We start from the raw sequence: 17,426 nt of genomic DNA, 5'->3' as shown, positions 1-17,426 counted from the left end.
TTGTGGGTGGCGGTGTCCGTGCCTTTCTAGTTTGGCGGGCGGGCGCGCGCAGTCGCGCCGGGGGGGTCTCCCCGGGGGGGGGGGGTTGTGGGGTCGCGGTTGTGGCCGCCCCCGGCGCGCCCGCCGCCCCCCCGGCGTAGTTTTTGGGTCCCCCCCCCCCCGGCCGCGCCCCCACGAAACAGGACCCAGCCGTGGCCGTCTACCGGATAAGCCTATGCGGTGCGGTGGCCATCACCGAATTCCCAGGACACGGGCCGCTTCCCCCGCTGTGCCGGGGCTCGCGTACCTCGTCCGGGCGGGGTCGCCCGGCCGGTCCGCCGCGGCGGCCCCGGTCTCCCGCCGGCCGGGGCGGGGCCGGCCCGGGGCCTCCCCGCGACGGCTCCGGCCCCCGCCCGCGACGGCTCCCGGGGCCCCTCCGGGAGCTCCGGGGGGAGGGCGCCCGGCGCGCGGGGTTCAGCATCCGGTCATTTCGATGTCAGCATCCGGACGCCGTCGTGAACGACCGAGGTCGGATCGATTAGTACCCTTGGGGCCATGACGAGCATCCCGTCCTTCCGTGACGTCCTGTCCCAGCGCGTGATGGTCGCCGACGGGGCCATGGGGACGATGCTCCAGGCCCACGACGTCGGCCTCGACGACTTCGAGGGCCACGAGGGCTGCAACGAGGTCCTCAACGTCACCCGCCCCGACATCGTCCGCGCCGTGCACGAGGCGTACTTCGAGGTCGGCGTCGACTGCGTCGAGACCAACACCTTCGGCGCGAACCTCAGCGCGCTGGGCGAGTACGACATCGCCGACCGGGTCCACGAGTACTCCGAGGCCGGGGCCCGCGTCGCCCGGGAGGCCGCGGACGCCTGGTCCACCCCTGACCACCCCCGCTTCGTCCTCGGCTCCATCGGCCCGGGCACCAAGCTGCCCACCCTCGGGCACAAGCCGTACGGCGAGCTGCGCGACGCCTACCAGGCGAACGCGGCCGGCCTGATCGCCGGCGGCGCCGACGCGCTGATCATCGAGACCGCCCAGGACCTCCTCCAGGTCAAGGCCGCCGTCGTCGGCGCGCGGCGGGCCATCGCCGAGGCCGGCCGTGACGTGCCGGTCATCGCCCAGGTGACGATCGAGACCAACGGCGCGATGCTGCTCGGCTCGGAGATCGGCGCGGCGCTGACGTCCATCGAGCCGCTCGGCGTCGACGTCATCGGCCTGAACTGCGCCACCGGCCCGGCGGAGATGAGCGAGCACCTGCGCCACCTCGCGCGTCACGCCCGGGTGCGGCTGTCCTGCATGCCCAACGCCGGGCTGCCGGTGCTGACCGCCGACGGCGCCCACTACCCCCTCACCCCCGACGAGCTGGCCGCCGCCCACGACCACTTCGTCCGCGACTTCGGTCTGTCGCTGGTCGGCGGCTGCTGCGGCACCACCCCCGAGCATCTGCGCCGGGTGGTCGAGCGGGTGCGCGGCCGCGAGGTCGCGGCGCGGCGCCCGCACCCCGAGCCCGGCGCCGCCTCCCTCTACCAGACCGTCCCCTTCCGGCAGGACACCTCCTACCTCGCCATCGGCGAGCGCACCAACGCCAACGGCTCCAAGGCGTTCCGGGAGGCGATGCTCGCCGGGGACTGGGAGGAGTGCGTCGAGATCGCCCGCGCCCAGGCCCGCGACGGCGCGCACATGCTCGACCTGTGCGTCGACTACGTCGGCCGCGACGGCGTGGCCGACATGCGGGAGCTGGCGTTCCGCTTCGCCACCGCCTCCACGCTGCCCATCGTGCTCGACTCCACCGAGCCCGCCGTGCTGGAGGCCGGGCTGGAGGCGCTCGGCGGCCGCGCGATCGTCAACTCGGTCAACTACGAGGACGGCGACGGCCCCGACTCCCGCTTCACCAGGATCATGCGGCTGGTCCGCGAGCACGGCGCCGCCGTCATGGCGCTGACCATCGACGAGGAGGGTCAGGCCCGCACCGCCGAGTGGAAGACCGGGATCGCCGACCGCCTCATCGGCGACCTCACCGCCGGCTGGGGGATGAGGGTCGAGGACATCGTCATCGACGCCCTCACCTTCCCCATCGCCACCGGCCAGGAGGAGACCCGCCGCGACGGCGCCGAGACGATCGAGGCGATCCGCGAGATCAAGCGCCGCCACCCGGGCGTGCAGACGGTCCTCGGGCTGTCCAACATCTCCTTCGGCCTCAACCCGGCCGCGCGGGTCGTCCTCAACAGCGTCTTCCTCAACGAGTGCGTCAACGCCGGCCTCGACTCGGCGATCGTGCACGCCTCCAAGATCCTGCCGATGGCCCGGATCCCCGACGAGCAGCGCCAGGTCGCCCTGGACATGATCTACGACCGCCGGCGCGAGGGCTACGATCCGCTGCAGCGGTTCATGGAGCTGTTCGAGGGCGTCGACGCCGCCGCGGTGAAGGCGGGCCGGGCCGAGGAGCTGGCCGCGCTGCCGCTGTGGGAGCGGCTCAGGCGCCGCATCGTCGACGGTGAGCGCAAGGGCCTGGAGGCCGACCTCGACGAGGCGCTCACCCGGCGCCCCGCCCTGGAGATCGTCAACGACGTGCTGCTCGACGGCATGAGGACCGTCGGCGAGCTGTTCGGCTCCGGGCAGATGCAGCTGCCGTTCGTGCTGCAGTCGGCCGAGGTGATGAAGGCCGCCGTGGCCTACCTGGAGCCGCACATGGACCGCGTCGAGGGCGAGACCAAGGGCCGCATCGTGCTGGCCACCGTCAAGGGAGACGTGCACGACATCGGCAAGAACCTGGTGGACATCATCCTGTCCAACAACGGTTACGAGGTCGTCAACCTCGGCATCAAGCAGCCGGTGTCGGCGATCCTCGAGGCCGCCGAGGAGCAGCGGGCCGACGTGATCGGCATGTCCGGGCTGCTGGTGAAGTCCACGGTCGTGATGAAGGAGAACCTCGAGGAGATGAACTCCCGGGGGCTGGCCGGCAGGTACCCGGTGCTGCTCGGCGGCGCCGCGCTGACCCGCGCCTACGTCGAGCAGGACCTCGCCGGGCGGTTCGAGGGCGAGGTCCGCTACGCCCGCGACGCCTTCGAGGGGCTGCGGCTGATGGACGCCTTCATGGCGGTCAAGCGCGGCGAGGACGGCGCGGCCCTGCCGCCGCTGCGGGAGCGGCGGGTGAGGACCGGCGCGACCCTGAGGCGCACCCCGGAGGAGGAGCTGCCCGCCCGCTCCGACGTGAGCACCGCCAACCCCGTGCCGGCCGCGCCCTTCCACGGCGACCGCGTGGTCAAGGGCATCCCGCTCGCCGACTACGCCGCGTTCCTGGACGAGCGGGCGACGTTCATGGGCCAGTGGGGCCTCAAGGCCGCCCGCGGCGGCGCGGGCCCCTCCTACGAGGAGCTGGTCGAGACCCAGGGGCGGCCGCGCCTGCGGATGTGGCTGGACCGGATGCAGACCGAGGGGCTGCTGGAGGCGGCGGTCGTCTACGGCTACTTCCCGTGCGTCAGCGAGGGCGACTCCCTGGTGATCCTGGACGACGCGGGCCGCGAGCGGACCAGGTTCACCTTCCCGCGCCAGCGGCGCGACCGGCACCTGTGCCTGTCGGACTTCTTCCGCCCCCGGGAGTCCGGCGAGACCGACGTGGTCGCCTTCCAGATCGTCACGATGGGAAGCCGGATCGCCGAGGCCACCGCCGAGCTGTTCGCCAAGGACGCCTACCGCGACTACCTGGAGCTGCACGGCCTGTCGGTGCAGCTCACCGAGGCGCTGGCCGAGTACTGGCACGCCCGGGTCCGCGCCGAGCTCGGCATCGGCGGCGACGAGTCGCTGGAGGCCATGCTGAAGGTCGACGTCACCGGCTGCCGTTACTCCTTCGGCTACCCCGCCTGCCCCAACCTGGAGGACCAGGTGCAGCTCACCGGGCTGCTGGACCCCGGGCGGATCGGGGTGAGCCTGTCGGAGGAGTTCCAGCTGCACCCCGAGCAGTCGACCTCCGCGCTCGTGGCCCACCATCCCGAGGCCAACTACTTCAACGTCTGACCGTCAGGGGTTCCACCGTTATATGGACGCGGTTCTGTTCGACATGGACGGGCTTCTCGTGGACAGCGAGAAGGTGTGGTTCGAGGTCGAGAGCGAGGTGATGGCGCGGCTCGGCGGCGAGTGGGGTCCCGCCGACCAGCGGCACCTGGTGGGAGGCTCCATGCCGGCCGCCGTGGACTACATGCTCCGGGTCACCGGGTCTGCCGCCGACCCGGCCGACGTGGAGGCATGGATGCTGGAGGGCATGACCCGCCGGCTGTCCGCCGGAGTGGAGATGATGCCGGGCGCCGCCGGGCTGCTGACGTCCGTACGGCGGGCCGGCCTGCCCACGGCCCTGGTCACCTCCTCGGTCCGGCCGATCGCCGACGCCTGTCTGGCCTCCATCGGCCGTCACCACTTCGACCGCGTGGTGACCGGTGACGACGTGGCGCGGACCAAGCCGGACCCGGAGCCGTACCTCACGGCCGTCCGCCTGCTGGGGGTGGCCGCGGCCCGGTGCGTCGCCCTGGAGGACTCGCCGAACGGCGTGAACGCGGCGACCGCCGCCGGCTGCCGGGTGGTGGCCGTGCCCAGCGTGCTGCCGATCCCCCCGGCTCCCGGCCGCCTGGTCGTGGCCTCCCTGCGCGAGGTCGACGTCGAGGTGCTCCGGGCGCACGTCGTCGGCGCCGCCTGACCCGGGCCGGCCCCCTCAGAGGGCCGGCCGCGCGTCCCCCCTGGCCCCCCGGCCCCCCGGCCTCGCCTTCGGAAGGCCCGCGGCCCCGGGAGGCGCCCGGTCCTCGAAGCGGTCCGCCGACCCGGGGACATCCCCGAGAGGCCGCCGCCGCCCCCGGATCCGTCCCCTAGGGGACCGTCCCTCCCAGGGGAGGAGGAACCCTCGCGATTCCGCGTGCCAGGATGGAGGACGGGTACGCCGATACGAGGGACGGTCCGCTATGTCGTTCGACCAGATCGCGTGGTTGCCGCTCTGCGCCGGGTTGACCGGGGTGGGGTTGCTGCTCAGCTTCCTGCGGATGCGCCGCGCGGGAGCGCTGTCCGGGCTGCGGGGGGTGGCCTGGTCGCTGCTGCCGCTGGCGGCCTACCTGACGGGCGCCCTGCCCACCGTCTGGCAGATCGGCACGGCGATCGTCGGGTTCGTCACCGGCGCGGTGCTCAACCCCATGGTGTGGGCGGGGGTGGCCCTGGCCGTGCTGTCGGCCGTGCTGTTCGTGGTGACCGGGGCGGTGCGCGGCCGCCGGCTGCGGACGGCCGGGTCCGGGAGGGCGGCGGAGTCGCCCGACGGGGGAGCGGGGGCCGCCGGGGGCGGCGCCGTACGGGGCTCCTCGGGCACCCGGCCGCTGTCGCGCCCCGGGGCGGCGCCCGCCGATCCCGCCCGGTCCGCCTCCGGGTCCGGCACCCAGCCCATGGCCCGGCCCGGTGCGCAGCCCGCCGGTAAGCGGTCCGGGAAGCCCGCGGCCTCCTCCGACGACGACTTCTCGGATATCGAGGACATCCTCAAGCGACGTGGGATCGGTTAACACTGAGTTACCTGTCAGTGCAATGTCACGAATCCGAGACAGAAGCGGAACGGCTTCCAGACATTCGGTCGATGATCAAAACAAATGAATTGCGCATGAATCACAGTTGAGCCACATAGCGCCCTCAGGGGTTGGTCTGTGCAGATCAGCCCATAGATTCTGCGTCCAGGACCGTGAGCACGGTTCCGAACAGCAGGAGGGCGCACCCCACCCGGGCGCACCCGTCGGACAACGTCGTCTGGGACCCAGGGGGCCACACGCATGACCGCACCGCTCGACGTCTCCGGGCAGGCCCTGGAGGCCCAGCCGGAGGCCGTTCTCCAGGGGACGGGCGGAAAGGCCATCGAAGGCCGTTCGCTCGGCCAGATCGCCTGGACCCGTCTCAAGCGTGACAAGGCCGCCGTCGCCGGCGCGGTCGTGGTGGTGTTCCTCGTCCTGGTGGCGATCTTCGCCGAGCGCCCCTTCGGGGGACTGATCGCCCTCTTCGGCGATTCGCCCAACATCCCCAACAACGACCTCATCGACCCGATGACCAGCGCGCCGACGGGCGCCTTCGGCGGCATCAGCCTGGAGCACCCCTTCGGCCTGGAGCCGGTCAACGGCCGTGACGTCTTCGCCCGCATCCTGTCCGGCGCCCAGATCTCGCTGCTGGTCGCCTTCCTCGCCACGCTCGTCTCGGTGGTGATCGGCGCGCTGCTCGGCGTGCTCGCCGGCTACTTCGGCGGCTGGATCGACACGTTCATCAGCCGGCTGATGGACGTCTTCCTGGCCTTCCCGCTGCTGCTGTTCGCGATCGCCATCGTCGGCGCGCTGCCCGACCAGGCGATCGGCATGAAGGGCAACACGCTGCGCCTCGCGGTGATCGTGTTCATCATCGGGTTCTTCAGCTGGCCCTACATCGCGCGCATCGTGCGCGGCCAGACGCTGTCGCTGCGCGAGCGCGAGTTCGTCGACGCCGCCCGCTCGCTGGGGGCGAGCAACGGCTACATCATCTTCCGCGAGGTGTTCCCGAACCTCGTGGCGCCGATCCTGGTCTACTCCACGCTGCTCATCCCCACCAACATCATGTTCGAGGCGTCGCTGTCGTTCCTCGGCGTGGGTGTGAACGAGCCCCAGGCGTCCTGGGGAGGCATGCTCACCCGGGCGGTCGACTACTACCAGATCGCCCCGCACTTCATGATCGTCCCCGGCCTCGCGATCTTCATCACCGTGATGGCCTTCAACCTCCTGGGCGACGGGCTGCGGGACGCCCTCGACCCGCGAGCCAGGTAGCGCGAAGCGACCGTCGCGCCCGTCCGTCTCCACCACCGCCACTTCACGACAAGGGGTGTACCACCACGATGAGGAAGACCAAAGCCTTGGCGCTCGCCGCGCTGGGTACCACGCTGAGCATGGGTCTCGCCGCCTGCGGCGGCACGGCCGGCGGCGGCGGCAACAACACCGGCTCGGGCAACCAGGGCACCGGAGCCTCCGGCACGGCCTTCAACGATGGCTACACCAAGGTCATCAACGCCTCCGACGCCAAGGGCGGCACGCTCAAGTTCGCGCTGACCGACGAGCCGGACTCCACGGACCCGGGTAACACCTACTACGCCTGGAACTGGAACTTCTCGCGGCTGTACGCCCGTCCGCTGATGACCTACCAGCCCGCCCCGGGTGAGGAGGGACTGAAGCTCGTCCCCGACCTCGCCGAGGGCCCCGGTCAGGCCAGCGACGACGGCAAGACCTGGACCTACAAGCTGAAGAAGGGCATCAAGTACGACGACGGCACCGAGGTCAAGGCCGCCGACGTCAAGTACGCCATCGCCCGCAGCAACTTCACCTCCGAGCTCACCGACGGCCCGAAGTACTTCGCCCAGTACCTCGACGCCGGTGACTACAAGGGCCCGTACAAGGACAAGAACCTCGACGACTTCAAGGGCGTCGAGACCCCCGACGACTCCACCGTCGTCTTCAAGCTCAAGGCCCCGTTCGCGGAGTTCGACTTCCTGGTCGCCAACCCGCAGTCGGCTCCGGTGCCGCAGGCCAAGGACAACGGTCTCGACTACGAGAAGAACGTCGCCTCGACCGGCCCCTACAAGTTCGAGAGCTACGACGTCGGCAAGCAGCTGACCCTCGTCAAGAACGAGAACTGGGACCCCTCCACCGACACCACCCGCAAGCAGCTGCCGGACCGCATCGAGGTCCAGTACAAGCAGAACGCCGACGACATCGACCAGCGCCTGATCAACGGGCAGCTCCACGTCGACCTGGGCGGCACCGGCGTCCAGCCCGCCGCCCGCGCCAAGATCGTCAGCAACCCGCAGCTGAAGAACTCGTCGGACAACCCGTACACGCCGTTCAACCGCTACGCGATGATGTCGACCAAGGTCAAGCCGTTCGACAACATCGAGTGCCGCAAGGCCGTGCAGTACATCACCGACAAGGTCGCCACCCAGGCGCCGTGGGGCGGCCCGCTCGGCGGTGACATCGGCAGCACCGCGATGACCCCGACCACCGTGGGCTACAAGGCGTTCGACCTGTTCCCCAACGGTCAGGACCACAAGGGCGACAAGGCCAAGGCCCAGGAGAGCCTCAAGGCCTGCGGCCAGCCGAACGGCTTCGAGACCAACATCGCGGTCCGCGGTGACCGGGTCAAGGAGGTCCAGGTCGCCGAGGCTCTGCAGGCCTCGCTCGACAAGGTCGGCATCAAGGCCACGATCAAGAAGTACCCCTCGGGTGACTGGAGCTCGCAGTACGCCGGCAAGCCGGACTTCGTGCACAAGAACAACCTGGGCATCATGATCGCCGGCTGGGGCTCCGACTGGCCGTCCGGCTTCGGTTTCCTGTCGCAGATCGTCGACGGTCGCTTCATCAAGGACTCCGGCAACTACAACATGATGGAGCTGAACGACCCGACCGTGAACGAGCTGCTCGACAAGGGCATCCAGACCACCGACACGGCGGCCCGCAACGAGATCTGGGCCGAGGTCGACAAGAAGGTCATGGAGTCGGCCGCGTTCATGCCGTTCGTCTACGAGAAGACGCTCCTCTTCCGCCCCTCGACCCTGACCAACGTGTACGTGCACCCGGCCTACGGCATGTACGACTACACGTGGCTCGGCGTCAAGCAGCAGTAGTAGTAGTACTTCTCTAGCCAACCAAAGGCAGGTGAAGGCCACGGTGCCCGGGAGCGACCCTCCCGGGCACCCGGCCGAACGATCGTGGTCGCATTCATCGTCCGCCGCGTGATCGCCGCCGTGCTGATGCTCGCCGTCGTCAGCGCCGCCACCTTCGCGATCTTCTTCCTCATCCCACGGGCCCTGGGACAGACCCCCGAGGGCATGGCGTCGCGTTACGTCGGACGGGATGCCACCCCCGAGGCGATCCAGGGCGCCGTCAAGCGGCTGCACCTGGACGACCCGCTCATCGTGCAGTACGGGCGGTTCGCCAAGGGCATCGTCGTCGGCGAGGACTACTCGCTCGGCCCGCGCAAGGCCGAGTGCCCGGCTCCCTGCTTCGGCTACTCCTTCAACAACAACCAGCCGGTCTGGCCGACGCTGCTCGACCGGCTGCCCGCGACGATGTCGCTGGCCGCGGGCGCGGCGATCATCTGGCTCATCACCGGCGTCAGCATCGGCATCGTCTCCGCGCTGAGACGCGGCACCGCGCTCGACCGCGCGGCCATGACCGTGGCGCTCGCCGGCGTCTCGCTGCCCATCTACTTCACCGGCCTGGTCTCGCTGGCGGTGTTCGCCTACACGCTCGGGATCTTCCCCGGCGGCGGCAGCTACACCCCGTTCACCGCCAACCCCGTCATGTGGTTCCAGGCGCTCGTCCTGCCCTGGATCACCCTGGCGTTCCTCTACGCGGCCCTGTACGCCCGGCTCACCAGGGCGGGCATGCTGGAGACCATGGGCGAGGACTACATCCGCACGGCCCGGGCCAAGGGCCTCAAGGAGAGCACGGTCGTCACCAAGCACGCGCTGCGCGCCACGCTGACCCCGATCCTCACCATCTTCGGGCTCGACGTCGGCCTGCTGCTGGGCGGAGCCGTGCTCACCGAGAGCACCTTCTCCATCCCCGGCGTCGGCAAGCTGGTCATCGACGCGATCCGCGGCAACGACCTGCCGGTCGTGCTCGGCGTGACCATGTTCGCGGCCTTCTTCATCGTCCTGGCCAACCTCATCGTGGACATCCTGTACGCGGTGGTCGACCCGAGGGTGAGGCTCTCATGACGGCGGCGCCCGGTTCCCCCGCGCCCGACTCCTTCCTGGAGCTGCGCGACCTGCGCATCCACTTCCCGACCGAGGACGGGGTCGTCAAGTCGGTCGACGGCCTGTCGTTCAAGCTCGACCGGGGCAAGACCCTGGGCATCGTGGGTGAGTCCGGCTCCGGAAAGAGCGTCACCAGCCTCGGCATCCTCGGCCTGCACAAGGGCGGCCGGGCGAAGATCTCCGGTGAGATCTGGCTGGACGGCGAGGAGCTCGTCGGGGCGAGCGCCGACCACGTGCGGACGCTGCGCGGCAAGAAGATGGCGATGATCTTCCAGGACCCGCTGTCGTCCATGCACCCGTACTACACGGTCGGCGCCCAGATCGTCGAGGCGTACCGGATCCACCACAAGGTCAGCAAGCAGGTGGCCCGCAAGCACGCCATCGACATGCTCGGCCGGGTGGGCATCCCGCAGCCCGACAAGCGCGTCGACAGCTACCCGCACGAGTTCTCCGGCGGCATGCGCCAGCGCGCCATGATCGCCATGGCGCTGTCGTGCGACCCGGAGCTGCTGATCGCCGACGAGCCCACCACCGCCCTCGACGTGACGGTCCAGGCGCAGATCCTGGACCTGATGCTCGACCTGCAGCGTGAGTTCAACTCCGCGCTGATCGTCATCACCCACGACCTCGGCGTGGTCGCCGAGCTCTCCGACGACATCCTGGTGATGTACGGCGGCAGGTGCGTCGAGTACGGCAGCGCCGAGGACATCTTCTACCGGCCCGAGCACCCCTACACCTGGGGTCTGCTGGGTTCCATGCCCCGTCTGGACCGCGAGCCCACCGAGCGGCTGATGCCGATCAAGGGCAGCCCGCCCTCCCTGATCAACGTGCCGTCCGGCTGCGCCTTCAACCCGCGCTGCACCTACGAGGACCGCACCGGGGGCAAGGCCACCACCGAGGTGCCCCTGCTCACCGAGACCGAGGGCGGCCACCTGGTCCGCTGCCACATGCCGCCCGCGGAGCGGCGGGCCATCTGGGAAAACGAGATCAAGCCGATGTTGGAGAGCACGTGACTGACGACAAGGGCGCCGCGGTGACCGACTCCGGTGCGCTGCTGTCCGTCCAGGGGCTGCAGAAGCACTTCCCGGTGACCAAGGGCCTGCTCAGACGTCAGGTCGGCGCGGTCAAGGCGGTCGACGGGGTCAGCTTCGACGTCCGCAAGGGAGAGACACTCGGCCTCGTGGGCGAGTCCGGCTGCGGCAAGAGCACCACCGGCCGCCTGATCACCCGCCTGCTGGAGCCGACCGGCGGGAAGGTCGTGTTCGAGGGCGAGGACATCACCCACAGGTCGCAGTCGTCCCTGCGGCCGCTCCGCCGCGACATGCAGATGATCTTCCAGGACCCCTACTCCTCGCTCAACCCCCGGCACACGGTGGGCGCCATCGTCGGTGCGCCCTTCCGCATCCAGGGCATCCAGACCGAGCAGGGCACCAAGAAGGCCGTCCAGGAGATCCTGGAGCTGGTCGGGCTCAACCCCGAGCACTACAACCGCTATCCGCACGAGTTCTCCGGCGGCCAGCGCCAGCGCATCGGCATCGCTCGCACGCTCGCGCTCAAGCCCAAGCTCATCATCGCCGACGAGCCGGTCTCCGCCCTCGACGTGTCGATCCAGGCGCAGGTGGTCAACCTCCTGGAGGACCTGCAGAACGAGCTGGACCTGACCTACGTCATCGTCGCGCACGACCTGTCGGTCATCCGGCACATCAGCGACCGGGTCGCGGTCATGTACCTCGGCAAGATCGTCGAGCTGGCCGACCGCAAGGGCCTGTACGAGTCGCCCATGCACCCGTACACCAACGCGCTGATGTCGGCGGTCCCGATCCCCGACCCGGGCCGGCGCAAGGACCGCGAGCGCATCCGGCTCCAGGGCGACGTGCCCAGCCCGCTCAACCCGCCGCCCGCCTGCCGCTTCCACACCCGGTGCTGGAAGGCCCAGGAGGTCTGCAAGACGGTGGAGCCGCCGCTGGTCGAGCTGGCCGCGGGCCACCAGGTCGCCTGCCACTTCCCGGAGAACGCCCCCGGCCCGGCCGCCCGGCCCGCACCGGGGGAGACCGTCCCGGCCTGACCGCGCCCGCCGGGGGAGAGGTCCCGGTCCGGCCCGTCGGACCGGGCCGGGGCCCCCTCAGCCGAGTGCCGACATGACCGGGGCGAAGAACCGCGACCGGTCGCCGGGCAGCGGCCCGGACCCGGCGACCATGTCCGACGTCCGCATCCCCGCGGTCACACCGTGCCCGGCCAGCCACGCCGCCAGCTCCGGCCGCCGGTCCTCGATCTCCAGCCGCACCGGCCGCCCGGCCCGTGAGGCGAGGTCGGCGACCAGTGCCCGTGCGTCCTCCGGGCTCGCCGCGATCACCGGGCCGACGACCGTGTTGGCGACGTTGCGCCACATCCCCGCGTACCCCGACACGCCCCGGCCGTGGTCGAGCACCCGGATCTCCTCGGCGAAGCCCGCGTAGCGCCGCAGCAGACCGGACCGGTCCGCGCCCACGACCTCCGCGTCCAGGTCGGCGATCGCCTTCAGGTCGTCCGGCCGCGCGGCGCGGGAGGCGCCCGACGGCGGCCCGGTGAAGAGCCCGACGTGCATGGAGGCCCCGCCGGTCACCCGGAACCCCAGCTTCTCGTACAGGGGCCGTCCCTGGGCGGTGGCGTTCAGGAACACGGTCGTTCCGCCCGCCCGGTCCAGCACGTGGGAGATCAGCCGGGTGCCCAGGCCCCGCCGTGCGAGGCGGGAGGCCACCAGCACCATGCTGACCGCCGCGGTGCGGTCCCCGTACCGGGTCAGGATCGCGGTCGCCACCGGCTCCCCGGCATCGTCCACGATCCCGTACCCCTCGCCGCCCTCCAGCAGGAAACGCCACTTGCGCTCCTCCCTGCCCCAGCCCCGGTCCTCGGCGAGCCGCAGGCAGCCGTCGAGGTCGCCGGGCGTCAGTTCCCGGATCATCATCACGTTCCTCCAAGGTCCCGGGCACCCGGACGGCGGTGCCGGAGAGCACCGCCCGGACGGGCCCGGCCCGCCCGTCCCGCGGACATCACGAGGCGATCCTCGGGCACGGGACGCCGGCGCTCCGACAGTTTCCCGCTATGCCGATAGCCGACGGCTATCATCGCCGGATGGAGGTCACGCTGCCCGCCGTACGGGCGTTCGTCGCCGTCGCCCGCGCCGGCTCCTTCCGGGGGGCCGCCGCCGCGCTCGGGGTCAGCCAGCCGACGGTGAGCGCCGCGGTGCGCCGCCTGGAGGCCGCCGCGGGCCGTCCGCTGCTGGTCCGAGACCGCGACGGCGCCCGCCTGACCGAGCTGGGCGCCGGAGTGCTGGCCCACGCGGCCGCGGTGACCGCCGCCGCCGACGAGTTCGAGGCCCTGCTCGCCGGGGACGTCCCGGGCCTCACCGTGGGCTTCATGGGCGAGGCGGCGGGGACGCGCACCTCGGCCCTGCTCGGCGCCGTACGGCGGGCCTCCGGCCGGGACGTACGGCTGCGTCGCTTCGACTTCGACGACCCCTCCTGCGGCCTGCTGACCGGGGCCAGCGACCTGGCCGTGGTGTGGCCGCCGCTGACCGGCGACGCCCTGGAGATCAGGGTCGTCGGCGCCGACCGCCGGGCCGTCGCCGTGCCCGTCGGTGACCCGCTCTCCCGGGCCCCCGTCCTCGGCCCGGGAGACCTGGGCGGCCGGGTGTGGGTGGTGCCGCGCAGCCCCGACCCGGTCTGGCGGGACTTCCGCGGCCCCGGGTCGCTCGGCGTGACGGACGTCGCCGGTGAGATCGGGTCCGACGCGATCGAGGAGACCCTGGAGCTGGTGGCGGCGGGTCAGGGGATAGCTCTGCTGTCGCGGAGCACCGACGAGCACTACGCCCGCACCGGGGTGGTGTTCGTGCCGCTCTCCGGCGACCTGCGGTGCACCGTCGCCGTCGCCTGGCGGCGCGCCGACACCCGGCCGGTGCTCGCCCGGATCCTCGCCGAGCTGCGCCGGCACGCCCCGGCGGGCCACCCGCCCGCGCCGTGACCGCGGGTTCCCGGCGGCGCACGGAACACGGGGCGCCGCGTCACGGCGACACCGCCTCGCGGGCGCTGTCGCGAAGCCGTGCCACCGCGCGGGCGATGAGGTCGCCGCGCCGTCGATCCTGGCGGGCGTGGACGACGATGCGCCGGAAGACGGTGGGGCGGACCACAGGCATGGTGACGACCCCGCCGGGGAGCTCCGCGACGGCCAGGCGCGGCAGGACGGTGACGCCGATGCCCGTCTCCACCAGCCGCAGCGCCGCCCGGTGATCGTCCAGGCGGGCGGCGTAGCGTGGCGTGAATCCGGCGGCCCTGCAGGCGGTCAGGATGATCTGCCCGATCGGGCTGTCGTAGATGTCGTGGTCCACCCAGGGCTCGTCTTCGAGGTCCCGGAAGGCGAGTTCGCGGGCACCGGCGAGGGGGTGGGCGGCGGGGAGCACGGCGACGAGTTCCTCGACGGCGAGTTCGTGACGCCGGTAACCGTCGAGGTGCACCTCGGCCCCGTCGGCGGGCTCGGTCCGGATGTCGAGGTCCGGCCGCCGGCGACCGCGCCCGTCGACGGGTTCGTTGAGGCTGATCTCGACGGTGAGGTTCGGCCGGTGCCGGCGAACGGTCCGCACGACCTCCGGGATCCACCGCTCGGCCGCGGAGGCGAAGCAGGTGATCGCCAGATGCTGCGCCTGACCGCTCCGGAGGTCCGCGACGACACGTTCGAGGCGCCCGAAGTCGGCGAGGAGCGACTGGGCCTCATCCGCCAGGTGCCGTGCGGCGTCGGTGGGGCTGATGCCGCGTCCCTGTTTCTCGAAGAGGACCAGCCCGGTCTCCTTCGCCAGGGCGGTCATGTGCTGGCTGATCGTCGCGGGGGAGTAGCTGAGGTTCCGCGCCGCCTGGTTGATCGACCCGGCGGCCAGGACCGCGCGCAGGATCGCGAGGCGTTGCGGGCTGAGCATGGCATCGATCGTAAGGCAATGCCGAATGATAGGTCGCATTTGTCTGCTTGTTACGAGTTTTGTCGTCGATGCAGGATGGCACCGAGCAGAAGATCCGACATCTGCTCGGACGCGGTGAGAGAGGTTGACGATGGACACGACGTTCTGGGACGAGGCGGACCGCCTCCTTGTCCGCTACGGAGCCGGCTTCACCCCGCGGGTCATCGAACGAGCCTCCGGCGCGTACGTCTTCGACCGCCAGGGCACGCCGATCCTCGACTTCACCTCGGGGCAGATGAGCTCCATCCTCGGTCATGCGCACCCGGACATCGTGGCGACGGTCTCGTCCGCGGTCGCGTCGCTGGACCACCTCTTCAGCGGCATGCTCAGCGCTCCCGTGCTGGAACTCGCCCGGAGGCTCACCGCGACCCTGCCTCCGGAGCTCGGCAAGATGCTGCTGCTCACCACGGGAGCCGAGGCGAACGAGGCCGCGATCAAGATGGCCAAGCTCTCCACCGGCCGCTTCGAGATCGTCTCCTTCGACCGCTCGTGGCACGGCATGACCCAGGGGGCCGCCTCCGCGACCTTCTCCGCCGGGCGGCGCGGCTACGGCCCCCCGGCACCGGGCAACCTGGCGCTGCCCGCGCCGAACGCCTACCGTTCGCCGTTCCGGGCCTCCGACGGGTCACACGACTGGGAGGCCGAACTCGCCTACGGCTTCGCCCTGGTCGACCGGCAGTCCGCCGGGAGCCTCGCCGCCTGCCTCATCGAGCCCATCCTGTCCTCGGGCGGGATCATCGATCTGCCGCCGGGGTATCTGCGTCGTCTCAGGGAGATGTGCGACGAACGCGGGATGCTGCTCATCCTGGACGAGGCGCAGACCGGCCTCGGCCGCACCGGAACGATGTACGCGTTCGAGCGCGACGGCGTCGCACCCGACATCCTGACGTTGTCGAAGACCCTGGGAGCCGGACTGCCCGTGGCGGCCGTCATCACGACCGCCGAGATCGAGCAGGCATGCCACGACCGGGGTTTCCTCTTCTACACCACCCACGTCTCCGACCCCCTGGCGGCCGCCGTCGCGCTGACGGTCCTCGACGTCGTCCAGCGCGAGAACCTCACGGAGCGTGCCGCGGTCCTGGGCGACCGGCTCACCGGCCGGCTGCTGGCGCTGCGTGACGCCTACGAGGTCGTCGGCGACGTCCGCGGCCGCGGCCTGCTCCAGGGCATCGAGCTCGTCACGGACAAGAAGAGCAAGGCGCCCGCCGACGAGCTGGGTAAAGCGATCACCGCGGCCTGTCTCGAACGAGGACTGCACATGAACATCGTCCAGTTGCCCGAGATGGGCGGCATCTTCCGCATCGCCCCGCCTCTCACGATCAGCGACGACGAACTGAACACCGGCGTGGACATCCTTGAGGCGTCGCTCAAAGCGGTGCTCGGCGCCGCCGGGTGACGCGGACCGGTGTCCCACGCCCGTCGCCGCCGGCTCGTCCGCCATCCCGGCGGACGTGACCGGCCCCGGACGGTTCCTAGGAGGAGGGGGCGCCCGGGGTGATCAGGCCGGTCTCGTAGGCCAGGACCACGGCCTGCACGCGGTCGCGCAGGCCCAGCTTGGTGAGGACGTTGCCGACGTGCGTCTTGACGGTCGTCTCGCTCACCACCAGCTCGGCGGCGATCTCGGCGTTGGACATGCCCCGGGCGATCAGCCGCAGCACCTCCAGCTCGCGCTCGGTGAGACGCCCCAGCCGGGCCGGGGCCGACGGGCGGCGGGTGGACGGCAGGTGCGCGCCGAACCGGTCGAGCAACCTCCGGGTGACGCTCGGCGCGACGATGGCGTCGCCCGCCGCGACCACCCGGATGGCCTGCACCAGCTCCTCGGGCGGGACGTCCTTGAGCAAAAAGCCGCTGGCCCCGGCGCGCAGCGCCTCCACGATGTACTCGTCCAGGTCGAACGTGGTCAGCACCAGCACCCTGGGCACGTGGGTGCCGCGCGCCGCCTCCCGGACGATCCGGCGGGTGGCGTCGATGCCGTCCACGCCCGGCATCCGGACGTCCATCAGGATCACGTCGGGCAGCAGCGCCCGCGCCTGCTCCTGGGCGGCCTTGCCGTCCCCGGCCTCACCGACGACGGTGATCTCCGGCTCGGCCTCCAGGATGAGGCGGAAACCGGTACGCAGCAGTGGCTGGTCGTCGACCAGCAGCACTCTGATCGTCATCACACACCTTCGAGGGGAACCGGGCGCCGGCCTCGGACCCGCCCTCCGCACGGGCCGGTCCGCAGGACTCCACCATAGAGGGGCGGCACGCCCCCCGGCGCCCGCGAACCCGTCCGGTCTCGCCGGAGGCCCGTCCCCGGCGAGACCGGACGGACACGTCTACCAGCCGTTGCCGATCTTCACCGGTTGGGTGGTGCTGTAGCCGCGGGTGCTCTGTCCCGGGTACAGGAGGAGGTCACCCGTCGTGTCCTGGCGGGCGATGAGGTCCCGGTGGCCGTCACGGTCCCAGTCCGTCGCCCCGAACCATGTGTGGCCGCCCCAGCCGTTGCCGATCTTCACCCGGGGAGTGCCGCTGGGACCCCGCCGGCTCTCGCCCGGGTAGAGGAACAGGTTCTCGGTGTCGTTCTCCCTGACGACGAGGTCCTGGTGGCCGTCGCGGTCCCAGTCCGTCGCTCCGAAGAAGCTGTAGCCGTTCCAGCCGTTGCCGATCTTCACCGGTTGGGTGGTGCTGTAG

At 71.3% G+C, this 17,426-nt stretch carries 14 protein-coding genes; 10 read left to right on the top strand and 4 right to left on the bottom strand.

Annotated features, from left to right (window positions below):
• The first annotated feature begins 534 nt into the window (after positions 1 to 534).
• From metH to ACFYSC_RS36515, 8 genes are all read left to right on the top strand, one after another.
• Complete coding sequence (metH, locus tag ACFYSC_RS36550; protein WP_389970867.1) at positions 535 to 3,999, top strand: methionine synthase; 3,465 nt, start codon at positions 535 to 537, stop codon at positions 3,997 to 3,999.
• Positions 4,000 to 4,021: 22 nt separating this feature from the next.
• The gene (locus tag ACFYSC_RS36545; protein WP_389970864.1) at positions 4,022 to 4,672 is read left to right on the top strand and encodes an HAD family hydrolase; all 651 of its coding nucleotides are present in this window, start codon (positions 4,022 to 4,024) and stop codon (positions 4,670 to 4,672) included.
• A 259-nt stretch (positions 4,673 to 4,931) separates the two neighbouring features.
• Positions 4,932 to 5,513 carry a cellulose synthase gene (locus tag ACFYSC_RS36540; RefSeq protein ID WP_389970861.1) on the top strand — a complete coding sequence of 194 codons (582 nt, stop codon included), beginning with the start codon at positions 4,932 to 4,934 and terminating at the stop codon, positions 5,511 to 5,513.
• Between the two features lie 261 nt (positions 5,514 to 5,774).
• Positions 5,775 to 6,785 carry an ABC transporter permease gene (locus ACFYSC_RS36535; RefSeq protein WP_389970858.1) on the top strand — a complete coding sequence of 337 codons (1,011 nt, stop codon included), beginning with the start codon at positions 5,775 to 5,777 and terminating at the stop codon, positions 6,783 to 6,785.
• Between the two features lie 68 nt (positions 6,786 to 6,853).
• Positions 6,854 to 8,632 carry an ABC transporter substrate-binding protein gene (locus ACFYSC_RS36530; protein ID WP_362937219.1) on the top strand — a complete coding sequence of 593 codons (1,779 nt, stop codon included), beginning with the start codon at positions 6,854 to 6,856 and terminating at the stop codon, positions 8,630 to 8,632.
• Between the two features lie 84 nt (positions 8,633 to 8,716).
• Complete coding sequence (locus ACFYSC_RS36525; protein ID WP_389970855.1) at positions 8,717 to 9,730, top strand: ABC transporter permease; 1,014 nt, start codon at positions 8,717 to 8,719, stop codon at positions 9,728 to 9,730.
• Entirely contained in the window at positions 9,727 to 10,782 is a 1,056-nt protein-coding gene (locus ACFYSC_RS36520) for an ABC transporter ATP-binding protein (RefSeq protein ID WP_389970852.1), read from the top strand. The genes ACFYSC_RS36525 and ACFYSC_RS36520 overlap by 4 nt, the downstream gene beginning before the upstream one ends.
• A complete protein-coding gene (locus tag ACFYSC_RS36515) occupies positions 10,779 to 11,834 on the top strand; it encodes an ABC transporter ATP-binding protein (protein WP_389970849.1) in 1,056 nt (351 codons plus the stop codon). The genes ACFYSC_RS36520 and ACFYSC_RS36515 overlap by 4 nt, the downstream gene beginning before the upstream one ends.
• Before the next feature lie 57 nt (positions 11,835 to 11,891).
• Here the strand turns inward: ACFYSC_RS36515 and ACFYSC_RS36510 are convergent, their stop codons facing one another.
• Positions 11,892 to 12,713, bottom strand: a complete 822-nt coding sequence (locus ACFYSC_RS36510; protein ID WP_389970846.1) for a GNAT family N-acetyltransferase — start codon at positions 12,711 to 12,713, stop codon at positions 11,892 to 11,894.
• A 167-nt stretch (positions 12,714 to 12,880) separates the two neighbouring features.
• Here ACFYSC_RS36510 and ACFYSC_RS36505 point away from each other — a divergent pair, with 167 nt between their 5' ends.
• Entirely contained in the window at positions 12,881 to 13,768 is an 888-nt protein-coding gene (locus tag ACFYSC_RS36505; protein WP_389970843.1) for a LysR family transcriptional regulator, read from the top strand.
• A 40-nt stretch (positions 13,769 to 13,808) separates the two neighbouring features.
• Here ACFYSC_RS36505 and ACFYSC_RS36500 read toward each other — a convergent pair whose 3' ends face one another.
• Positions 13,809 to 14,714, bottom strand: coding sequence for a LysR family transcriptional regulator (locus ACFYSC_RS36500; protein WP_389970840.1), 906 nt, complete (start codon positions 14,712 to 14,714; stop codon positions 13,809 to 13,811).
• 130 nt (positions 14,715 to 14,844) lie between these two features.
• On the opposite strand from ACFYSC_RS36500, the gene ACFYSC_RS36495 reads away from it, so the two are divergent.
• The gene (locus ACFYSC_RS36495; RefSeq protein WP_389970837.1) at positions 14,845 to 16,149 is read left to right on the top strand and encodes an aspartate aminotransferase family protein; all 1,305 of its coding nucleotides are present in this window, start codon (positions 14,845 to 14,847) and stop codon (positions 16,147 to 16,149) included.
• Between the two features lie 76 nt (positions 16,150 to 16,225).
• Here ACFYSC_RS36495 and ACFYSC_RS36490 read toward each other — a convergent pair whose 3' ends face one another.
• Both ACFYSC_RS36490 and ACFYSC_RS36485 read right to left on the bottom strand, forming a co-directional pair.
• Positions 16,226 to 16,912: a response regulator gene (locus ACFYSC_RS36490; protein WP_389970834.1), complete on the bottom strand. Its 687-nt coding sequence runs from the start codon at positions 16,910 to 16,912 to the stop codon at positions 16,226 to 16,228.
• 159 nt (positions 16,913 to 17,071) lie between these two features.
• On the bottom strand, positions 17,072 to 17,426 hold a 355-nt coding region (locus tag ACFYSC_RS36485; protein WP_389970831.1), incomplete at its 5' end, for an FG-GAP repeat domain-containing protein.

This window comes from Streptosporangium sp. NPDC004379 (assembly GCF_042873875.1).
Classification (GTDB): domain Bacteria; phylum Actinomycetota; class Actinomycetes; order Streptosporangiales; family Streptosporangiaceae; genus Streptosporangium.
The sequence above is the reverse complement of the archived record's forward strand: the minus strand, read 5'-3'. Positions and strand labels throughout refer to the sequence as shown.

Excerpts from the sequence above, each read along its gene's own strand:
- metH (WP_389970867.1), top strand. The coding sequence starts at position 535 with ATGACGAGCATCCCGTCCTTCCGTGACGTCCTGTCCCAGCGCGTGATG.
- ACFYSC_RS36545 (WP_389970864.1), top strand. The coding sequence starts at position 4,022 with ATGGACGCGGTTCTGTTCGACATGGACGGGCTTCTCGTGGACAGCGAG.
- ACFYSC_RS36540 (WP_389970861.1), top strand. The coding sequence starts at position 4,932 with ATGTCGTTCGACCAGATCGCGTGGTTGCCGCTCTGCGCCGGGTTGACC.
- ACFYSC_RS36535 (WP_389970858.1), top strand. The coding sequence starts at position 5,775 with ATGACCGCACCGCTCGACGTCTCCGGGCAGGCCCTGGAGGCCCAGCCG.
- ACFYSC_RS36530 (WP_362937219.1), top strand. The coding sequence starts at position 6,854 with ATGAGGAAGACCAAAGCCTTGGCGCTCGCCGCGCTGGGTACCACGCTG.
- ACFYSC_RS36520 (WP_389970852.1), top strand. The coding sequence starts at position 9,727 with ATGACGGCGGCGCCCGGTTCCCCCGCGCCCGACTCCTTCCTGGAGCTG.
- ACFYSC_RS36510 (WP_389970846.1), bottom strand. The coding sequence starts at position 12,713 with ATGATGATCCGGGAACTGACGCCCGGCGACCTCGACGGCTGCCTGCGG.
- ACFYSC_RS36505 (WP_389970843.1), top strand. The coding sequence starts at position 12,881 with ATGGAGGTCACGCTGCCCGCCGTACGGGCGTTCGTCGCCGTCGCCCGC.
- ACFYSC_RS36500 (WP_389970840.1), bottom strand. The coding sequence starts at position 14,714 with ATGCTCAGCCCGCAACGCCTCGCGATCCTGCGCGCGGTCCTGGCCGCC.
- ACFYSC_RS36495 (WP_389970837.1), top strand. The coding sequence starts at position 14,845 with ATGGACACGACGTTCTGGGACGAGGCGGACCGCCTCCTTGTCCGCTAC.
- ACFYSC_RS36490 (WP_389970834.1), bottom strand. The coding sequence starts at position 16,912 with ATGACGATCAGAGTGCTGCTGGTCGACGACCAGCCACTGCTGCGTACC.